The organism is Agromyces sp. NPDC055661, assembly GCF_053618135.1.
This window is the reverse complement of record NZ_JBSHHC010000001.1, coordinates 1,950,876-1,966,577: the sequence shown is the minus strand read 5'-3', so window position 1 is coordinate 1,966,577 and position 15,702 is coordinate 1,950,876. Positions and strand designations below refer to the sequence as shown.

Here is a 15,702-nt window from a genome sequence, read left to right as displayed (position 1 = left end):
GGCTCCGCCGGGCGCTCCTCAACCAGCGGAACGCGTCACCAGGGCTCGCCGACCTCGGGCAGGAACGCGCGCACCTTGCCGACCGCATCGGGGAAGCACGCCTCGAGCACCTCGGTGGCCGAGATCTCGTTGCCGTAGTCGCCGGTGAGCCGCAGGCCCACGATGGCGTTGATGAGCATGCCGGTCGCCATGAACTCGCGCGTCTCGTCGGCCGAGAAGCCCGCCTCGTCGCGGAGGAAGCGCCAGATATCGCTGAAGCCGGCGCGGGCGACCCGCCCGATCTCGGGCTCGCCGCCCAGTGCGGTGGAGTTCGCGATCACGGGCAGCATGCCGCGCTCGGCCAGCAGGCCCGTGTAGGCGGAGCCCATGCGCTCGGCCCGGCCGTCGGCGTCGCCCGGGAGCGCCGCGCGGAACTCGTCGATGAGACGTGAGTATGCCCGCTCGATGACCGCGATGAACAGCTTCTCCTTGGTGCCGAACAGCCGCACGACGTAGGGCTGGCTCACGCCCGCGGCGCGCGCGACCTCGTCGGTGGTGGTGCCCACGTAGGTCTTGGCGCCGAACACGGCCGTGGCCGCCTCGAGGATCAGCTCGCGGCGGTCGGCGGCCTTCATGCGAGCGGCCGGCGCGACGTCTTCGATCGTCATGCTTGACATGTTATCAGTCGATTACTACAGTCCCAAGTAATCATCCGATAACAACTTCAAGGAGCCGACGTGTCCACCGTCCTCGATGCCGCACCCGGGCCGCGTTCGCGGTCCACCGCCGGCCGCCGGCCGAGCCCGCTCTGGCTCGTGCTCGTCGCGACCGCGCTGCCGATGTTCATGGCCACCCTCGACAACCTCGTGATGACGAACGCGCTGCCCGTGCTGCACGCGGAGTTCGGGGCATCCGTCGAGGAACTGCAGTGGTTCATGAACGCCTACACGCTCGCGTTCGCGAGCTCGATCCTCATGGCGGTGGCGCTCGGCGACCGCTACGGGCGCCGCACGCTGTTCCTCATCGGCATCGTCGTATTCACGCTGAGCTCGGCGTTCGCCGCCCTCGCCGCCGACCCGGGCCAGCTCATCGCCGCCCGCGCACTGCAGGGCTTCGGCGCCGCGGCGATCATGCCGCTCTCGCTCACGCTCCTCGCCGGGAACGTGCCGGTCGCCAAGCGCCCGCTCGCGATCGGCATCTGGGGCGGCGTCGCCGGACTCGGCGTCGCGACCGGTCCGCTCATCGGCGGCGCGGTGCTCGAGGGCTGGGCCTGGCAGGCGATCTTCTGGATCAACGTGCCCGTCGGCGTCGTCTCGGTCGCGCTCGCCCTGCTCGCCCTGCCGAACAGCTTCGGCGCACGCCTTCGGGCCGACGTGCTGGGGCTCGTGCTCTCGGGCGCCGGCCTGCTCGCCTTGGTCTACGGCATCGTCCGGGGCAACGAGGCCGGCTGGGACAGCATGGAGGTGCTCGGCAGCCTCATCGCGGGCGCCGTGCTGCTCGCCGCGTTCGTCGTCTGGGAGTCTCGGGCCTCGGCGCCGCTCCTGCCTCTGCGACTCTTCCGCGATCGCAGCTTCTCGGTGGCGAACGTCGCCGGGTTCGGGTTCAGCTTCGGCGCGTTCGGGTCGATCTTCATCCTGATCCAGTTCCTGCAGGTGGTGCAGGGCGCGACGCCGCTCGAGGCCGCGCTGCAGACCTCGCCGTGGACCCTCGCGCCGATGGTGGTCGCGCCGCTCGCGGGCTTCATCGCCCCGCGGGTGGGCACGCGCGCACTCATCGTGTCGGGCCTGCTGCTGCTCGGCGGCGCCCTGTTCTGGCTGTCGGGCCTGCTCGACGCGTCGGTCGAGTACCCCGCCTACATCGCGCCGTTCGTGATCGCCGGCGTCGGCATGGGGCTCGTGTTCGCGCCCTCGTCGACCGCCGTGCTGGCCACCATGGTGCCCGACGACCACGCCAAGGCGAGCGGCACCAACTCGATGCTGCGCGAGGTCGGCGTCGCGCTCGGCATCGCCGTGTCCACCGCCGTCTTCACGGGCGCGGGCGGCCAGCTCACGCCGGCCGACTACGCGGAGGGCGCCCAGCCGGCCGTGCTGGTGGGAGCGGCCGTGCTCGTGGCATCCGCGCTCGTCGCCACGCTGCTGCCCGCGGGACGGGCCGTGAAGGCCGCGACGACGGACGAGCGTGCGACCGGGACGGCCGAGACGGCCGACTCGTCGGCCGCGGCCGAACCCGTCGGCGCGGGCACTCCCGTCGGCTGACTCGTATCACCGCATTCGAGGCCCCGTCCGCGCGATCGCGCCGGGCGGGGTCTCGGTCGTCGCGGGCGGTGTCGCGCTAGGCGCCGGCCATGAGTCCGGCGAGCCCGAAGAAGCCCCAGATGATGCCGAGGATGATCGTCACCAGGCCGATGATGATCGCCGCGTTGGCGAAGCCCTTGCCGCGATCGCCGCTCTTGCCCACCTGGTTGAGCGCGATGAAGCCGAGGATGACCGCGATGATGTTGAAGCCGAGGAGCGAGATCACGAACGCGACGATCGAGAGCACGTTCCATTTCCCGGTCGAGGCGGGTGCCGGCGGCAGGTCGTACTCGGCCGGCAGATCGGAGTCGGACATCTGGCCCTCCACTACGTGATGGATGACGGTCGCTGCCTGCATCGTGGCAGCAGCGCCGTAGGGGTGTCAACGACCCAGATCAGGGTACCGATGCGGCCCCGACACGACGGAGCCCCCGCCTCCGACCCGCACGGGCCGGCGACGGGGACTCCCGCGTCGTACGCGAATCGGCTAGTTGACGGTGACCGTCGAGTTCGCCATGAGCGCCGTGGCGAAGATGATCCAGAAGATGATGCCGATGATGATCGACACGAAGCCGAGGACGATCGCCCAGATGGCCAGGCCTCGGCCGCGCTCGCCGGTCTTCTTGATCTGGTTGAGGCCGATGAAGCCCAGGATGATCGAGATCAGGCTGAAGCCGAGGAAGACGATCACGAAGGCGACGATCGACAGGACGTTCCACTTCTCACCGGTCGCCGGCGCGGGAGCCGCGGCGGCAGCGGGAGCAGGAGCAGGAGCAGGAGGGGCCGGAGCCGGCGCCGGCGTCGCGGCCGGAGTGGGCTCGGGCTGCGATGCCGGGGGAGGTACTGAATCAGTCATGTGAGCGTTCCTCGCGATCTTGGTGGACGAATGGCCGTTCCGCATACTGGCAGCGTGCCGAACGGCTGTCAACGACCCACAACGGGCGAGTCGTCATCGGGTGACGCAACCGTAATCCGACGTCATCGGACACGCCGCATGGCGCGATAGGCCAGCCGCTCCTCGGGGGACAGGTGCTCGGTCGCGTACGACAGCATCGTCCGGGGCATCCGCGGGGCGTACTCGTCGAGGAAGGCGGTGAGCTCGGCCCGGCCGACGCGCTTGCCGACCTCCCGCAGCATCCAGCCGACCGCCTTGTGCATGAGGTCCTCGCGGTCGTCGAGGAGCCGGGCCGCGAGCCGCAGCGTCGGGGCCGCGTCGCCGGCCTTGATGAACGCGAACGTCGCGAGCACGGCGACCCGGCGTTCCCAGAGCGAAGCGGATGCCGCGAGCCCGTCGAGCAGCGGGTCGTCACCGCGCCCGGCGTCCACCAGCACCTCCCCGACCAGCCACTCGGCCGAGCAGTCCACGAGGTCCCAGTTGTCGACGTGACCGGACCGCACCGCGTCGAGGTACGCGACGTGCAGGTCGCGCCGCACGGCGTCGTCGCGGGTGCGGGCACGGCCGGCGACCTGGAACCGGCGCACCATGATGAGCAGGCCCGCGAGCCGGTGCTCGTGCACGCCGCTCGCGAGGAGCCGTTCCACCTCCGGCTGCGGGAGGGCGGCGAAGCGCGCGACCACGGTGCGCGTGGCGGGCACGGTCACGCCGATGAACTCGTCGCCCTCGCCGTACTCCCCGGGTCCGGTCTTGAAGAACCGAGCCGAGCCGGCGGCCCGCTCTGGGGAGGCGAGCTCGGCGAGCGCCGCCTGCACGTCCTCGGCGGTGGCAGCGGCATCCGGCGCCGAAGCCCCGCTCATGCGACCCATGTGCGGCACCCTACCGGCCGTGACCGCAGGCATCTCGAACGGGCGCGGCGGTCGTCACCGACTCGCCGCGCCCGTGCAGGGATCGCTCGGAAGCGCGGTTCAGAACGAGCCTCCGATCGGCGACAGGTCGTCGTCGACGGTGTCGCTGCTCGGAGCGGTGTCACCGCCACGGCTGGGGGACAGGTCGTCGTGCACGGCGACCGGCGCGCTGCGCTGCACCTCGGTGCTGCCCTTCAGCTCGCGCATGGCGTCGGCGCTGAACGCCGTCTGCTCGACCGCGACGGGCTGCGAGTGCAGCTCGCGCCGAGCGTCGGCGCTGACGCTGCGGGCGGACTGGGGGGCCGTGCCCTGCGCGTGCAGCTCGCGGAGGACGTCCGCGCTGAACCCACGGGGCTCCTGGGCGGCCAGCTCGGCCATGCGCTCGGTGACGCGGTCGTGCACCTGCGTGGGCGAGAGGTCGTCGCGCACGATGACTGCGCCCTCGGCGAGGCCGATGACGCTTGCGGCGTTCGCCGCCGGGCGCAGGTCGTCGCGGACCTGTCCGCCCTGTGCGGCCACGCCGGCGCAGCCGCTCATCAGAACCATCAGCGACGCGATCGCGATGACCGGCGCCGCCCTCCTTGCATCCATGGTTCCGTTCCTTCCTGGTTGGGGCTCCACGGGGTGTGGGGTAGTCGTGAAGGTACGGATGCCGCGAAGAGGCCGGATCCGGGATGCCACCCCGAACCGCGTCCGATAATCCTGAGCTTTTCTCAGTGCTGGCCGCAGGCGTAGGCTCCGAACGGAGGGGGACGCCGTGGTTCGGGGCCGCGCGGCGCAGGCGTGCACGAGGTGGCGGAGTCCGTCGCGGGATCGCGCGTGCACGCAAGAAAGTCGCAGCCGACCGCAACACATCGCGGGAAGCCTGCGTCTAGCCTTGGAAGTGCGGCCGATCCGGCCGCAACGGGATCGCACTCGCGACCGCATCCACGCACCCACGGGGAACGGAGGTTCACATGTCGAACATCACGATCGACGCCATCATCGGCGAACCCGAGGTCCTCGAGGACGAGGTCACCGCCGCCGACATCGCGCTCGCGCACGGCGTCGAGTCCGATCCGGCGTGGCTCCGGCTCAAGGAGTCGGCCACGAAGCTGCAGGCCCTGCAGGTGAAGGACGGGTCGGTGCCCGCTTCGACGGGCTCAGGGACCCCTTCGACGGGCTCAGGGACCCCTTCGACGGGCTCAGGGACCGATGCGGTCGGCGAGGCATCCGTGCTCGTCGACGCCATCGTGGAGTCGATCGAGGCGCTCGCGCCGCGGTTCCCGCACGAGCGCGCGTACCTCGCTGCATCCGTCGCGGACTTCCGGCGCTGGCAGGGCGAGGGCTTCGGCGTGCCCGACTTCCTCGACTCGCTCCTCGAGTTCCAGCCGCAGCGGCACCGCATCGACGGCATCCGCCACCTCGTGGTCTTCCCCATGTACACGCAGAACGGCTCGGCCGACCGGCACGTCGAGGCGCTCGTCGTCGAGACGGTCTGGCCCGAGTTCATCGCCGCCCTCGAGGCGGGCGACTACTCGAACAAGCTGTTCGTCTCGCTCAGGCTGGTGGACTTCACGCCCGGCTACGACACGAACTCGGCGGTGCTCTTCCCCGAGACCGTGGCCATGCGCGAGATCCCCCCGTTCACCTGGGGTGCGATCTTCCAGGATCGCGAGGCCGCCCGGTACCGTCGGGTGGTGCGCGCCGCCGCCGAGATCACGAAGCTCGAGCTGCCCGCCGACGCCGCGTCGCTGCTCGACGACCAGGAGCTCGCCGAGCGCACGTTCGTGATGTGGGACATCATCCACGACCGCACGCACATGCGCGGCGACCTGCCGTTCGACCCCTTCATGATCAAGCAGCGCATGCCGTTCTTCCTGTACTCGCTCGAGGAGCTGCGCTGCGACCTCACCGCGTTCCGCGAGTCGGTGAAGATCGAGCGGCAGCTGCAGGCACGCACCACGGATGCCGCGGCGGCCCCGCTCTCCGACGTCGAGCAGCAGCTGCTCGAGCACGCCAAGCTCGTGCAGTACGCCGTGATCTTCGACCGGATCTTCCGGTTCGCGATCACCGGCTCGCGCGTGCGCAACTACGACGGGCTGGGCGGCCAGCTCCTGTTCGCCTGGCTCCACCAGAAGCACGTGCTCGAGTGGACCGACGTCTCGCTGAGCTTCGACTGGTCGGCCGTGCCCGACGCGGTCGTGGAGCTCGGCGACGCCATCGACGAGCTCTACTGGAAGTCGATCGACCGTCCGAAGACGGCGCACTGGCTCGCCGCCTACGAGCTGGTGCGCGGCGTGCTCACGCCGAACCCGGCGTCGGTGTGGGCCGAGGGACTGCCGCGCGACGTGCTCGCCGGCGCCCCCAAGGGCTACACCGACCTCGTGATGGACGACGAGTTCCCGCTCTCGATGTTCTACGAGGCGCTCGACAAGAAGATGAAGCCGGTCATCGAGTCGACGGTCGGCATCACCGGCGCCTCGGAGGCCTGACGTGGCGGTCGCCGGCCGGACCGTGCTCATCGCGGGGGCGACGAGCACGTCCGGCCGGGCCGTCGCGCGGGCCCTGCTCGACGCGGGCGCCCGCGTGGTCGCCGTCGGCAGCGACGAGGAGCGCATCCGGGCGCTCGAGCAGGAGCTCCCCGGCGTGCTCGGCGAGCACGCCGACCTGACCGACGGCGACGACGTGCTCGAGCTGTCGATGCGGGTGCGTGCGCGCACCGGCGACATCGACGGCGTGATCCACCTCGTCGGCGGCTGGCGCGGCGGCGGCGGCATCATGGGCCAGACCGAGGAGGACTATCGCGTCCTCGAACGGTCGTTCACGGCGCTCCGCTACGTGAGCCGCGCGTTCTGGCAGGACATGATCACCTCGACCGCCGGCAGGATCGCGATCGTCTCCTCGACGACGGTCGAGAACCCGACCACCGGCAACGCGAACTACGCGGCCGTCAAGGCCGCCAGCGAATCGTGGATGCGCTCGCTCGCGAAGGGCTTCGCCCCTCGGCCGGTCGATTCCGCCGGAGCGCGACAGCCGGTGGAGCCCGGCGGCGGGGCCGCGGTCATCTACCGCGTGCGCTCGCTCTCGGGGCTCGAGGACGAGCTCGCGGCATCCGTCGTCGAGCTGTGGAACGGCTCGGCGAGCGAGCTCAACGGGGCCGTCATCACGCTGGGCGGCTGAGGCTCGGGCCGGGCGAGCAGCCCGGGTTCAGGACTCCGGCGTGATCCCGATGCCGTCGGCGGGCGGTGACTCGGTGCCCGAGCGCAGCGAGCTCTGGTCGCTGCAGCGCTCCAGCGCCGCCTGCCACCGGCCGACCTGACCGTGCGAGAGGTCGGGCGGCATCGCCGGGAACCGGTTCGACGTGTCGGGCCCCGGGTTCCACCACTCCCAGTAGAGGTACTCCTCGCCGGCGGCGGCCATGCACTCGCGCAGCACCTGCTGGAACGCGAGCCAGGACTCGCGCTCGGCCTGCGTCGGCGGTACGGCGACGTCGGGCACCCCGTTGCCCCGGCCGGGGTCGTCGGCGCCAGGCGTCGGCGACGGCACCGGCGCGGGAGTGGGAGACGGGGCCGGTGCAGCAGGCGCCGTGGCCGGTGCGCGGTCGGGCGGGGTCGGGCCGGTCGAGGGGACCGGCGCACCACCGGCCTCCGCCTCGTCGAGGGCGCCGTTCGTCGGCGAGCCCGGGTCGGCGCCCGCCGACACGTCGTACTCGCCGGCGTCGGTCGAGGCGGGCGCCGGGTAGCGCGCGTCGTAGAAGACGGGTGCGCCCGTGGTGGCCGCAGCGGCGCCGACGAACAGGGCGGCTCCGACGGCCGCGGCGACCCCGAGGCTCGCGAGCCACGCCTTGCGCATCCCGCACCCCCAGCCGTCGTCCTCCATCGAGGCGCCGGCGGCGGCGCCCGTGTCCGGACATGCTAGCCGCGACCACTGACCCCCGAAAGAGGTACGGCGATTCGAGACCGGATCGTCACACGGCCGGCGGCGCCGAGGCATCCGCCGTCGGCTCGTCGCCCGACGCGGCATCCGGCGTCACGTCTCGTGCCGTGTCGGCCGGGGCGTGCTGGCGACGGCTCAGCAGCACGAAGGGCGCGGCGAACACGGTGATGACGCCGCTCCAGAGCATCGACGCACCGTAGCCGCCGAGGTCGGCCGAGCGCCCGAGGATCGGCTGGAACACCACGCCGCCCGCGCTGCCGAGGAGCGAGTCGAACGAGAGCACCGTCGCACGCTGCTTCGACGGGATCATGTCGTTGAGGTAGGCGCGGTGCACGGGATCGTCGATCGACGAGGCGACGCCCCAGAGGGCGATGAGCACGACCGCGACCCAGAAGTTCGTCGTGAACGCCAGCGCGATCAGCACCGCGGTGCTCGAGAGCGTCGCGAGCAGGATCGTCGACGTCCGCTTCCGGAACAGCCGGCGGACGCGCGGCGCGAGGAGGCCGCCGACGATGCCGGCACCCGAGAGGAGCGCGGCGGCGAGGCCGGCGATCGTGTACGCGCTCTCGTCGCCCCACAGCTCGAGCAGGTACGGCTGCAGCGCGTAGAACGCGTAGATGCCGACGCCGGCCGTGAACGGCGTCGCGAGCATGAGCCAGCGCACGGGCGGGTTGCCGAGGCCGTACTTCACCGAGGCGCGGAACACGTTCCTCGTGGCCTTGATCGGCCCCGCGCCGCGCTCGGGTGTGAACCCGAGGTCGTGCATGAGCAACGCAGCCACGACGAGCATGACGACGAGGATGCCGGCTCGCAGCAGGAAGGGGACGCCGAGGTTGGTGAGCTGCGCCACGATGCCGCCGAGCACCGAACCGCCGAGCATCGCGACGTTGCCGACGACGATGGCACGCCCGAACACCGTCTCGAGGCTGCCGCGGTAGTCGGTCGCATGCAGCGCGTCGACGAGCCACGCGTCGACCGCGCCGGAGAAGAACGTGAACCCGAGGCCGAGCAGCACCGACACGATCGCCCACGCCCAGAACGGCGACTGCCAGACCCAGAGCAGCCAGTACAGCACCGTCGTCACCGCGAGGGTCAGCGTGCCGAGCAGGTACGACGCACGCCGCCCGACCGTGTCGGCCACCACGCCGGTCGGGATCTCGAAGAGGAACATGCCCGCGCTGAAGAACGCGTTGGCGGCGAACGCCTCGAGGTTCGACAGTCCGGCGTCGAGCAGGAACAGCGTGTTGATGCCCCAGATGAACGAGGCCGCAAGGGTGTTGCCGAGCATCAGCGTGTAGTACACGCCCTGGACACGGCGGGCGGCCCGGTTCGTCCCGGCCGCCTGGGTCATGCCGCTCCCCGTCGTGGCGTCATCCGTTCATCTTCCACCGCGGCGGCGCGCCACGCCAAGGGGTCGGATGCCGCGTTCGATACCCTCCGGACATGGTGCGCTTCCTCATCCGCATTGCCGTCTTCCTCGGCTCGGCCGCGCTCGGACTGCTGCTCGCGGCCCTCCTCATCCCCGGCTTCCACGTGCACGCAGCGGGCTTCATCGTCGCGATCCTCGTGTTCGCCGCCGCGCAGGCCCTGATCGAGTGGCTCATCGAGCGCATCTTCCACCGGTCGGCGCCCACCGTCGCCGGCATCGCCGGGCTGGCGTCGACGTTCCTCGCGCTGTGGCTCGCGACGCTCCTGTCCGACGGCCTGAGCTTCGACGGCGTCGCGGCGTGGATCCTCGCCGCCGTGGTGGTCTGGCTCACGACCGCGCTGCTCGGGTGGCTCGCGGCGAAGTTCCTCATCGATCGCCGCCGGAGCGAGAAGAAGGCCTGACCCGAGCCGGCCGCGCGCAGGCAGACGACGCGAAGCCGAGCGTGATTCGGCGTTCGCGTCGCGCCGGGTTAGCATGCTCGTCGCCCCCACCCGCGGCGCATTCCGACCCTTCCGGCGCGCCGCGACCCCGACCCGAACCCGAAAGCCCCGCCCATGCGCAAGCGCACCGTCGCGCTCCTCGTCACCGTTGCCGTCCTGCTCGCCCTCGTCGGCGGCGTGTACTGGGCCGGCCGACACCTGTTCTACGAGCCCACCGCGCGGGGCGTCGACTCCGTGGTCGGCGAGCTCGGCGGCACGCGGGTGCTCGGCGTGTTCGCCCACCCCGACGACGAGCAGACGGTCAACGGCCTGTTCTGGCGCGCCAAGCGCGACGACGGCGCCTACACCGCGATGATCACCGCGACGCAGGGCGAGGCCGGCGAGCAGTCGCCGCCGGTCGGTCGCCAGTCCGACCTCGGCGAGATCCGCAAGGCCGAGGCGCTGAAGAACAGCTGGAACCTCGGCGTCGATCGGCACGTGGTGTGGGACTACCCCGACGGCGGCGTGCCCGAGGTCGACGAGGACGAGCTCGTCGAGCGGGTCGTCGCGGAGATGAAGCGGGTCCGTCCCGACGTCGTCGTCGGGTTCTGGCCCGAGTCGGGGGCGACCGGCCACAAGGACCACATGCGGATGGGCGAGGTCACCGAGCGGGCGATCGCCGAGCTCGCGGCATCCGACGGCGACTATCGCGGCCCGAAGCACCTCGTGTACACGATCAGCCCCTCGACGGCGCTGTCGATCTTCGGCGGCGAGACCGGAGCGTTCGTGGTGGCGAACCAGCCGAAGCCCGAGTACGCGATGCCCGCAGAGGTCCAGAAGAAGCACGAGGGCTGGAGCATCCACGCGTCGCAGGCGAACTTCCTCCAGGAGTCGTACCTGCTGCCGACCTGGCTGGTCTACGCGCTCTGGGACCAGGAGTTCTACACGGTGCGCGACCTCGAGGCCGACCCGATCCGCTGAGGGCTTGCCCGGCCCGCTCGAGCGGACCCAGACTGGGGGCAGCCCGGATCACTCCGGTCGCCCACCCGAGGAACGAGGCGACGATGCCGACCATCACGAGCTCCGACGGCACCCGGCTGAACTACGTCGAGGCGGGCGACCCGGCGGCCCGTCCGGTGGTGCTCATCGCCGGGTTCAAGGCGGCAGCGACGACCTGGTCCTACCAGGTGAAGCCGCTCGCCCGGGCCGGCCTCCGCGTGATCGCGTTCGACCGGCGCGGTCACGGCGCCTCCGAGATCGGCCCAGACGACCACACCATGGACCGGCACGGCGCCGACATCCACGACCTCCTGCGTGAGCTCGAGCTCGACGACGTCACACTCGTCGGGCAGTCGATGGGCGGCAACGCGATCTGGTCGTGCGTGCGACAGTTCGGCACCGGCGGCATCCGGGACATCGTCATCGTCGACCAGACGCCGAAGATGCTCAACACGGCCGACTGGCCGTTCGGGTTCTACGACTACGACGCCTCGAACGTCGACACCCTGTTCTCGAACGGCATCCCCGACCCCGGCCGGCACCCGGCGAAGTCGAAGGGGCTCGTGCGCATCGCCCGCGTGCTGAAGGCGATGGACCTGCCGAAGGGCGGCAAACCCACGTTCACGGCCGCCGAGCTCGAGCTGCTCGACGACCACGCCAAGCGCGACTGGCGCACCACGGTCGCGGAGGCGGACGTGCCCGTGTTCTTCATCGCCGGCGCCGAGAGCGAGTTCTGGCCGTCCGAGCACGCCGCGGCCTCCGCAGCCCTGAACCCCCGCGCGTCGTCGACCGTGATCGAGCGCGACGGACACGCCGCGAACATCGAGCAGCCCGGGCGGTTCAACACCGAGCTGCTCGGGTTCCTGCAGCCGGCCGCCTCCCCCGGCCGATGACGGGGCTGTCCTAGCATGAGGGCGTGACCGGAAGCGATCACGCGGCCCACGAGATGCGCGCGCCCTACGAGGTGGCGCGCGTCGTCGCGTTCGTCGACGCGGTCGTCGCGATCGCGATGACGCTGCTCATCCTCCCGCTCATGGAGAGCGTCAGCGAGGTGGCGGCCGCCGACGAGGACACGGCGCAGTGGTTCGCAGGGCACGACGGGCAGCTCATCAGCTTCGTCATCAGCTTCGTCATCATCGCGATGTTCTGGATGATCCACCATCGCCTCTTCGTGCGGGTCGACCATGCGACGCAGGGCCTCCTGTGGACGCTCATGGCGTGGCTGCTCACGATCGTGTGGCTCCCCGTCGCGACCGCCATCTCGGGACAGATGCCCGGTGAGGACCCCCTCGCGAAGACGGCCTACATCGGCAGCATGATCGCCACCTGCCTCACCTCGCTGGCGATCCGGCTCTACCTGCGGCGGCACCCGACCCTGCATCGCATTCCGGCCTCCAACATCACGGCGGGCATCGCTGCGGATGTCTCGACGGCCGTGCTGTTCACGATCGCCCTGGTGGTCGCGGTGGCCGTCCCCGCGATCGGCTACTGGGCCCTCTTCATCATGCTGCTGGCCGGACCGGTCCAGGCGCTGTTCGCGCGAGTGCTCGGAACCTCGCGAGGACGCGCGGCCTGACGGCCACCCGTCACCCGTGCTCGCGCACCCACGCCTCGGCGTCGGCGTGCGCGAGGTGCACCGCCTCGCCGATCCACTCCGAGCTCGTGTAGACGCGATCGGGACCGAGGCGATCGAGCAGACCGCCGGCGGCGAGCTGGTTCCGGATCCGGTCGCCCGCCACCACGAGCCACAGCGTCGAGCCGCGCTGCTCGAGGTCGTCGAGGTAGCGTCCGAGCACTGCGACCAGCGAGAGCCCGAGCTCGTCGATCCCGCGGAGCCGGAAGATGACCACGGAGCCGCGGGACGCGTCGTCGACCTTCGGCAGCTGCTCGTCGAAGACCGGCGCCGTCGCGTAGGCGAGGTTGCCGTACGGCTGCAGCACCACGACATCGTGCGGTGGGACGACGGCCACCGGGTCGGTCTCGCGCATGCGCCCCTCGCCGTGGAACTCGAGCTGCCGGACCCGCAGCCGGTTCGACTGCTGCGCGACGAAGAGGATGATCGCGAGGCCCACGCCGATGAGCACCGCGAACTGCAGCGGCACCACCAGCGTCAGGCCGAACGTGACCGCCATGATGGTCGTCTGCAGCGCGCCCGTCTTCACGACCGACTGGATGCGCAGCGGCTTGATCGCCTGGATCCCGACCACGATGAGGAGGCCGGCGAGCGCGGGCATCGCGACGAGGGCGACCACGCCCGACGCCACCAGGATGACGATCGCCATGACGGTCGACGCGATGAAGAGCGCGAGCCGAGTCCGTGCGCCGGCGGCGACGAGGAGCCCCGAGGCCGACATCGACCCGCCGACGGGCATGCCCCGGAACACGCCGGCCACGATGCTGCCCGCGCCCTGGCCGATGAAGTTGCGCGAGGCGTCGGCCGGCTTGCCGTCGGCGTTCGGCACGCCGCCCGCGACGCCCGCGCCCTGCACGAGGCCGACGAAGGCGAGCGAGAACGCGGGCAGCAGCAGGTCGGGCACGTCGGCGAGGCTCGGCAGCACGGGCGCGGGCAGGCCGTTCGGCACGTCGGCGATGTCGCCGACGGTGAGCACCTCCCAGTCGAACGCGGAGGTGAAGAGCGCGGCCAGCCCCGATCCGAGGATGATCGCGACGACGAGTCCCAGCGCACGGAGCGGGGTGCGCGTGAGCGTGACGATGAGGGCGATCGTGACGAGCCCGACGACGAGCGTGGGCACGTGGAACTGCCCCAGGTGCAGGAGCGTGTCGAACGCCCGAACGAGGCGGTTCGCCCCGCGCCCGGTGTAGCCGGTGAGGTTCGCCAACTGTCCGAACACGATGTTGATGCCCACCGCGGTCACGAAGCCGACCATCACGGCCGTGGGGACGAAGCGCAGCAGCCGGCCGCCGCCGACCAGGCCCGCGACGACCATGATGAACCCGGTGAGCATCGCGAGCGTGTACAGCGCGCGGTCGGGGTCGGGCGACGCCGCGACGTCGCTGTCGGCGACGATGAGCGCCATCGCGCTCGTCGCGTTCACGGCCATGAACGTGCTGCTCGTGAACAGCGCCGCCCCGGCCATCCCGAACAGGAACGCGTACAGGCCCGCCACCGGGTTGACGCCGGCGAGCAGTCCGATCGCGAGCCCGTCGGGCACGCTCTCGACGCCGAGGATCGTGCCGGCCACGGCGTCCTTGCCGAGGGTCTCGCGCCGGAACACGCTGCGGATCGCACGCCAGCGCGCGGTGACCCACGACTCGCGCGAAGGCGTCGAGTGCGGCGACGGCGGCGATGGCTCGGCAGCCGCCCCCTCCGGCTCGTCCGGCGCCCCGACCATCGCGCTCCCCTCCGACCCCGAGGCTACGCCGGGTAGGCCTTGCCCGGGTTGAGGATCCCGTTCGGATCGAGTGCCTGCTTGATCGCGACGTGCAGCCCGATGACGCGATCGCCGAGCTCGGCGCGCGCGCCGGGCAGCTTCAGCAGGCCGACGCCGTGCTCGCCCGTGACCGTGCCGCCGAGCTCGCGGCAGTCGTCGACGATGCGGTCGAACGCGCGCTTCGCCCGCGCCTTGGCGTCGTCGTCGCCCTCGGGCGCGATGATCAGCGGGTGCAGGTTGCCGTCGCCGGCGTGCGCGATGTTGGCGATCACAACGTCGTTCGCGGCGGCGGTCGCCTGGATGCGGGCGAGCATCTCGGGTACGCGGCCGCGCGGCACGCAGATGTCCTCGGTGAGCACGGGCCCCAGCCGCTCGAGGGCCGGGTACGCGAGGCGCCGGGCGAGGAAGAGCCGGTCGGCCTCCGCGGCATCCGCGGCCTGCTCGACCGACATCGCCCCGGCATCCGCCATGATGCGGGCGACGGATGCCGCGAGCTCGTCGCCCGCCGCACCGACCTCGTCGACGCGGGCGAGCAGCATGGTGTCGGCCCCGTGCGGGAGGCCGAGGCCCTGCCACGCGTCGACCGCCTCGATGCAGGTGCGGTCGATGATCTCGAGCGCCGACGGCACGATGCCGGCCGCGGTGATCTCGGCCACGGCGACGCCGGCCGCCGTCAGCGAGCCGAACGAGCCGACGATCGCGCGGTCCTCCCGTCCGCCGAGGGGCAGCAGCCGCAGCGTGACCTCCGTCACGATGCCGAGGGTGCCCTCCGACCCGACCATGAGCGCGGTGAGGTCGTAGCCGGTCACGCCCTTCGCGGTGCGCCGGCCGAGCGACACGACGTCGCCGTCGGCGAGCACGACGCGCAGGCCGAGCACGTAGTCGCGGGTCACGCCGTACTTCACGCAGCAGATGCCGCCCGCGTTCGTCGCGACGTTGCCGCCGATCGTCGAGATGCGGTAGCTCGCCGGGTCGGGCGGGTACCAGAGCCCGTGCTCCGCGACCGCGTCGCGGAGCGTGTCGTTGATCACCCCGGCCTCGACCACGGCGTACCGCTCGGCGGCGTTCACCTCGACGATGCGGGTCATCCGCTCGAGCGACAGCACGATCGAGCGCGCCATCGCGTTGGCTCCGCCCGAGAGCCCGGTGCCCGCGCCGCGCGGCACGATCCGCAGGCCGGATGCCGCGGCGAGCCGCACGACGGTCGAGACGTCCTCCTCGCGCTCGGCGAGGACCACGGCGACGGGCGGCTCGAACGGCGCCCACTCGGCGTCGTCGTGCGCGTAGGCGTCGAGGGACGCGGCATCCGTCAGCACCTGGTCGGCGCGCAGCATCCGTCGCAGGGCGTCGCGGACGGCCTCGGGGTCGACGGCCCCCGCGTCGACGGCGCTGTCGATGCTCATGCGGATGCTCCTCGCGTCGGCGGCCGGCGACGGCCGTGAGCCCATTCTGCGGGAACCGGCGTCCGC

At 71.6% G+C, this 15,702-nt stretch carries 16 protein-coding genes; 7 read left to right on the top strand and 9 right to left on the bottom strand.

Annotation, left to right across the window (positions count from 1 at the left end):
* Positions 1 to 35: 35 nt before the first annotated feature.
* Positions 36 to 647, bottom strand: coding sequence for a TetR/AcrR family transcriptional regulator (locus ACWGO8_RS09020; protein ID WP_452042734.1), 612 nt, complete (start codon positions 645 to 647; stop codon positions 36 to 38).
* A gap of 69 nt (positions 648 to 716) precedes the next feature.
* On the opposite strand from ACWGO8_RS09020, the gene ACWGO8_RS09015 reads away from it, so the two are divergent.
* Positions 717 to 2,234 (top strand): DHA2 family efflux MFS transporter permease subunit, encoded by a 1,518-nt coding sequence (locus ACWGO8_RS09015; protein ID WP_452042733.1) that lies wholly within the window; start codon positions 717 to 719, stop codon positions 2,232 to 2,234.
* A gap of 76 nt (positions 2,235 to 2,310) precedes the next feature.
* Here ACWGO8_RS09015 and ACWGO8_RS09010 read toward each other — a convergent pair whose 3' ends face one another.
* From ACWGO8_RS09010 to ACWGO8_RS08995, 4 genes are all read right to left on the bottom strand, one after another.
* On the bottom strand, positions 2,311 to 2,589 hold the full coding sequence (locus ACWGO8_RS09010; protein WP_452042732.1) for a DUF4190 domain-containing protein: 279 nt from the start codon (positions 2,587 to 2,589) through the stop codon (positions 2,311 to 2,313).
* A 171-nt stretch (positions 2,590 to 2,760) separates the two neighbouring features.
* Positions 2,761 to 3,129, bottom strand: coding sequence for a DUF4190 domain-containing protein (locus ACWGO8_RS09005; protein ID WP_452042731.1), 369 nt, complete (start codon positions 3,127 to 3,129; stop codon positions 2,761 to 2,763).
* Between the two features lie 122 nt (positions 3,130 to 3,251).
* The gene (locus ACWGO8_RS09000; protein ID WP_452042730.1) at positions 3,252 to 4,037 is read right to left on the bottom strand and encodes a DNA alkylation repair protein; all 786 of its coding nucleotides are present in this window, start codon (positions 4,035 to 4,037) and stop codon (positions 3,252 to 3,254) included.
* A 99-nt stretch (positions 4,038 to 4,136) separates the two neighbouring features.
* The gene (locus tag ACWGO8_RS08995; protein WP_452042729.1) at positions 4,137 to 4,667 is read right to left on the bottom strand and encodes a hypothetical protein; all 531 of its coding nucleotides are present in this window, start codon (positions 4,665 to 4,667) and stop codon (positions 4,137 to 4,139) included.
* 365 nt (positions 4,668 to 5,032) lie between these two features.
* On the opposite strand from ACWGO8_RS08995, the gene ACWGO8_RS08990 reads away from it, so the two are divergent.
* A complete protein-coding gene (locus tag ACWGO8_RS08990) occupies positions 5,033 to 6,550 on the top strand; it encodes a DUF6421 family protein (RefSeq protein WP_452042728.1) in 1,518 nt (505 codons plus the stop codon).
* A gap of 1 nt (position 6,551) precedes the next feature.
* Positions 6,552 to 7,238, top strand: coding sequence for an SDR family NAD(P)-dependent oxidoreductase (locus ACWGO8_RS08985; RefSeq protein WP_452042727.1), 687 nt, complete (start codon positions 6,552 to 6,554; stop codon positions 7,236 to 7,238).
* Positions 7,239 to 7,265: 27 nt separating this feature from the next.
* On the opposite strand, the gene ACWGO8_RS08980 is transcribed toward ACWGO8_RS08985, so the two are convergent.
* Positions 7,266 to 7,910 (bottom strand): hypothetical protein, encoded by a 645-nt coding sequence (locus ACWGO8_RS08980; protein ID WP_452042726.1) that lies wholly within the window; start codon positions 7,908 to 7,910, stop codon positions 7,266 to 7,268.
* 115 nt (positions 7,911 to 8,025) lie between these two features.
* On the bottom strand, positions 8,026 to 9,345 hold the full coding sequence (locus ACWGO8_RS08975) for an MFS transporter (RefSeq protein ID WP_452042725.1): 1,320 nt from the start codon (positions 9,343 to 9,345) through the stop codon (positions 8,026 to 8,028).
* A gap of 92 nt (positions 9,346 to 9,437) precedes the next feature.
* On the opposite strand from ACWGO8_RS08975, the gene ACWGO8_RS08970 reads away from it, so the two are divergent.
* The 4 genes from ACWGO8_RS08970 to ACWGO8_RS08955 all read left to right on the top strand — a co-directional run bounded on the left by ACWGO8_RS08970 (position 9,438) and on the right by ACWGO8_RS08955 (position 12,417).
* A complete protein-coding gene (locus tag ACWGO8_RS08970) occupies positions 9,438 to 9,824 on the top strand; it encodes a phage holin family protein (RefSeq protein WP_452042724.1) in 387 nt (128 codons plus the stop codon).
* Positions 9,825 to 9,977: 153 nt separating this feature from the next.
* Entirely contained in the window at positions 9,978 to 10,823 is an 846-nt protein-coding gene (locus tag ACWGO8_RS08965; protein WP_452042723.1) for a PIG-L deacetylase family protein, read from the top strand.
* An 83-nt stretch (positions 10,824 to 10,906) separates the two neighbouring features.
* A complete protein-coding gene (locus tag ACWGO8_RS08960) occupies positions 10,907 to 11,734 on the top strand; it encodes an alpha/beta fold hydrolase (RefSeq protein ID WP_452042722.1) in 828 nt (275 codons plus the stop codon).
* A gap of 23 nt (positions 11,735 to 11,757) precedes the next feature.
* Positions 11,758 to 12,417 carry a TMEM175 family protein gene (locus ACWGO8_RS08955; RefSeq protein WP_452042721.1) on the top strand — a complete coding sequence of 220 codons (660 nt, stop codon included), beginning with the start codon at positions 11,758 to 11,760 and terminating at the stop codon, positions 12,415 to 12,417.
* Positions 12,418 to 12,427: 10 nt separating this feature from the next.
* Here the strand turns inward: ACWGO8_RS08955 and ACWGO8_RS08950 are convergent, their stop codons facing one another.
* A complete protein-coding gene (locus ACWGO8_RS08950) occupies positions 12,428 to 14,194 on the bottom strand; it encodes a SulP family inorganic anion transporter (protein WP_452042720.1) in 1,767 nt (588 codons plus the stop codon).
* Between the two features lie 23 nt (positions 14,195 to 14,217).
* Positions 14,218 to 15,636 carry an FAD-binding oxidoreductase gene (locus ACWGO8_RS08945; RefSeq protein WP_452042719.1) on the bottom strand — a complete coding sequence of 473 codons (1,419 nt, stop codon included), beginning with the start codon at positions 15,634 to 15,636 and terminating at the stop codon, positions 14,218 to 14,220.
* Positions 15,637 to 15,702: the final 66 nt, after the last annotated feature.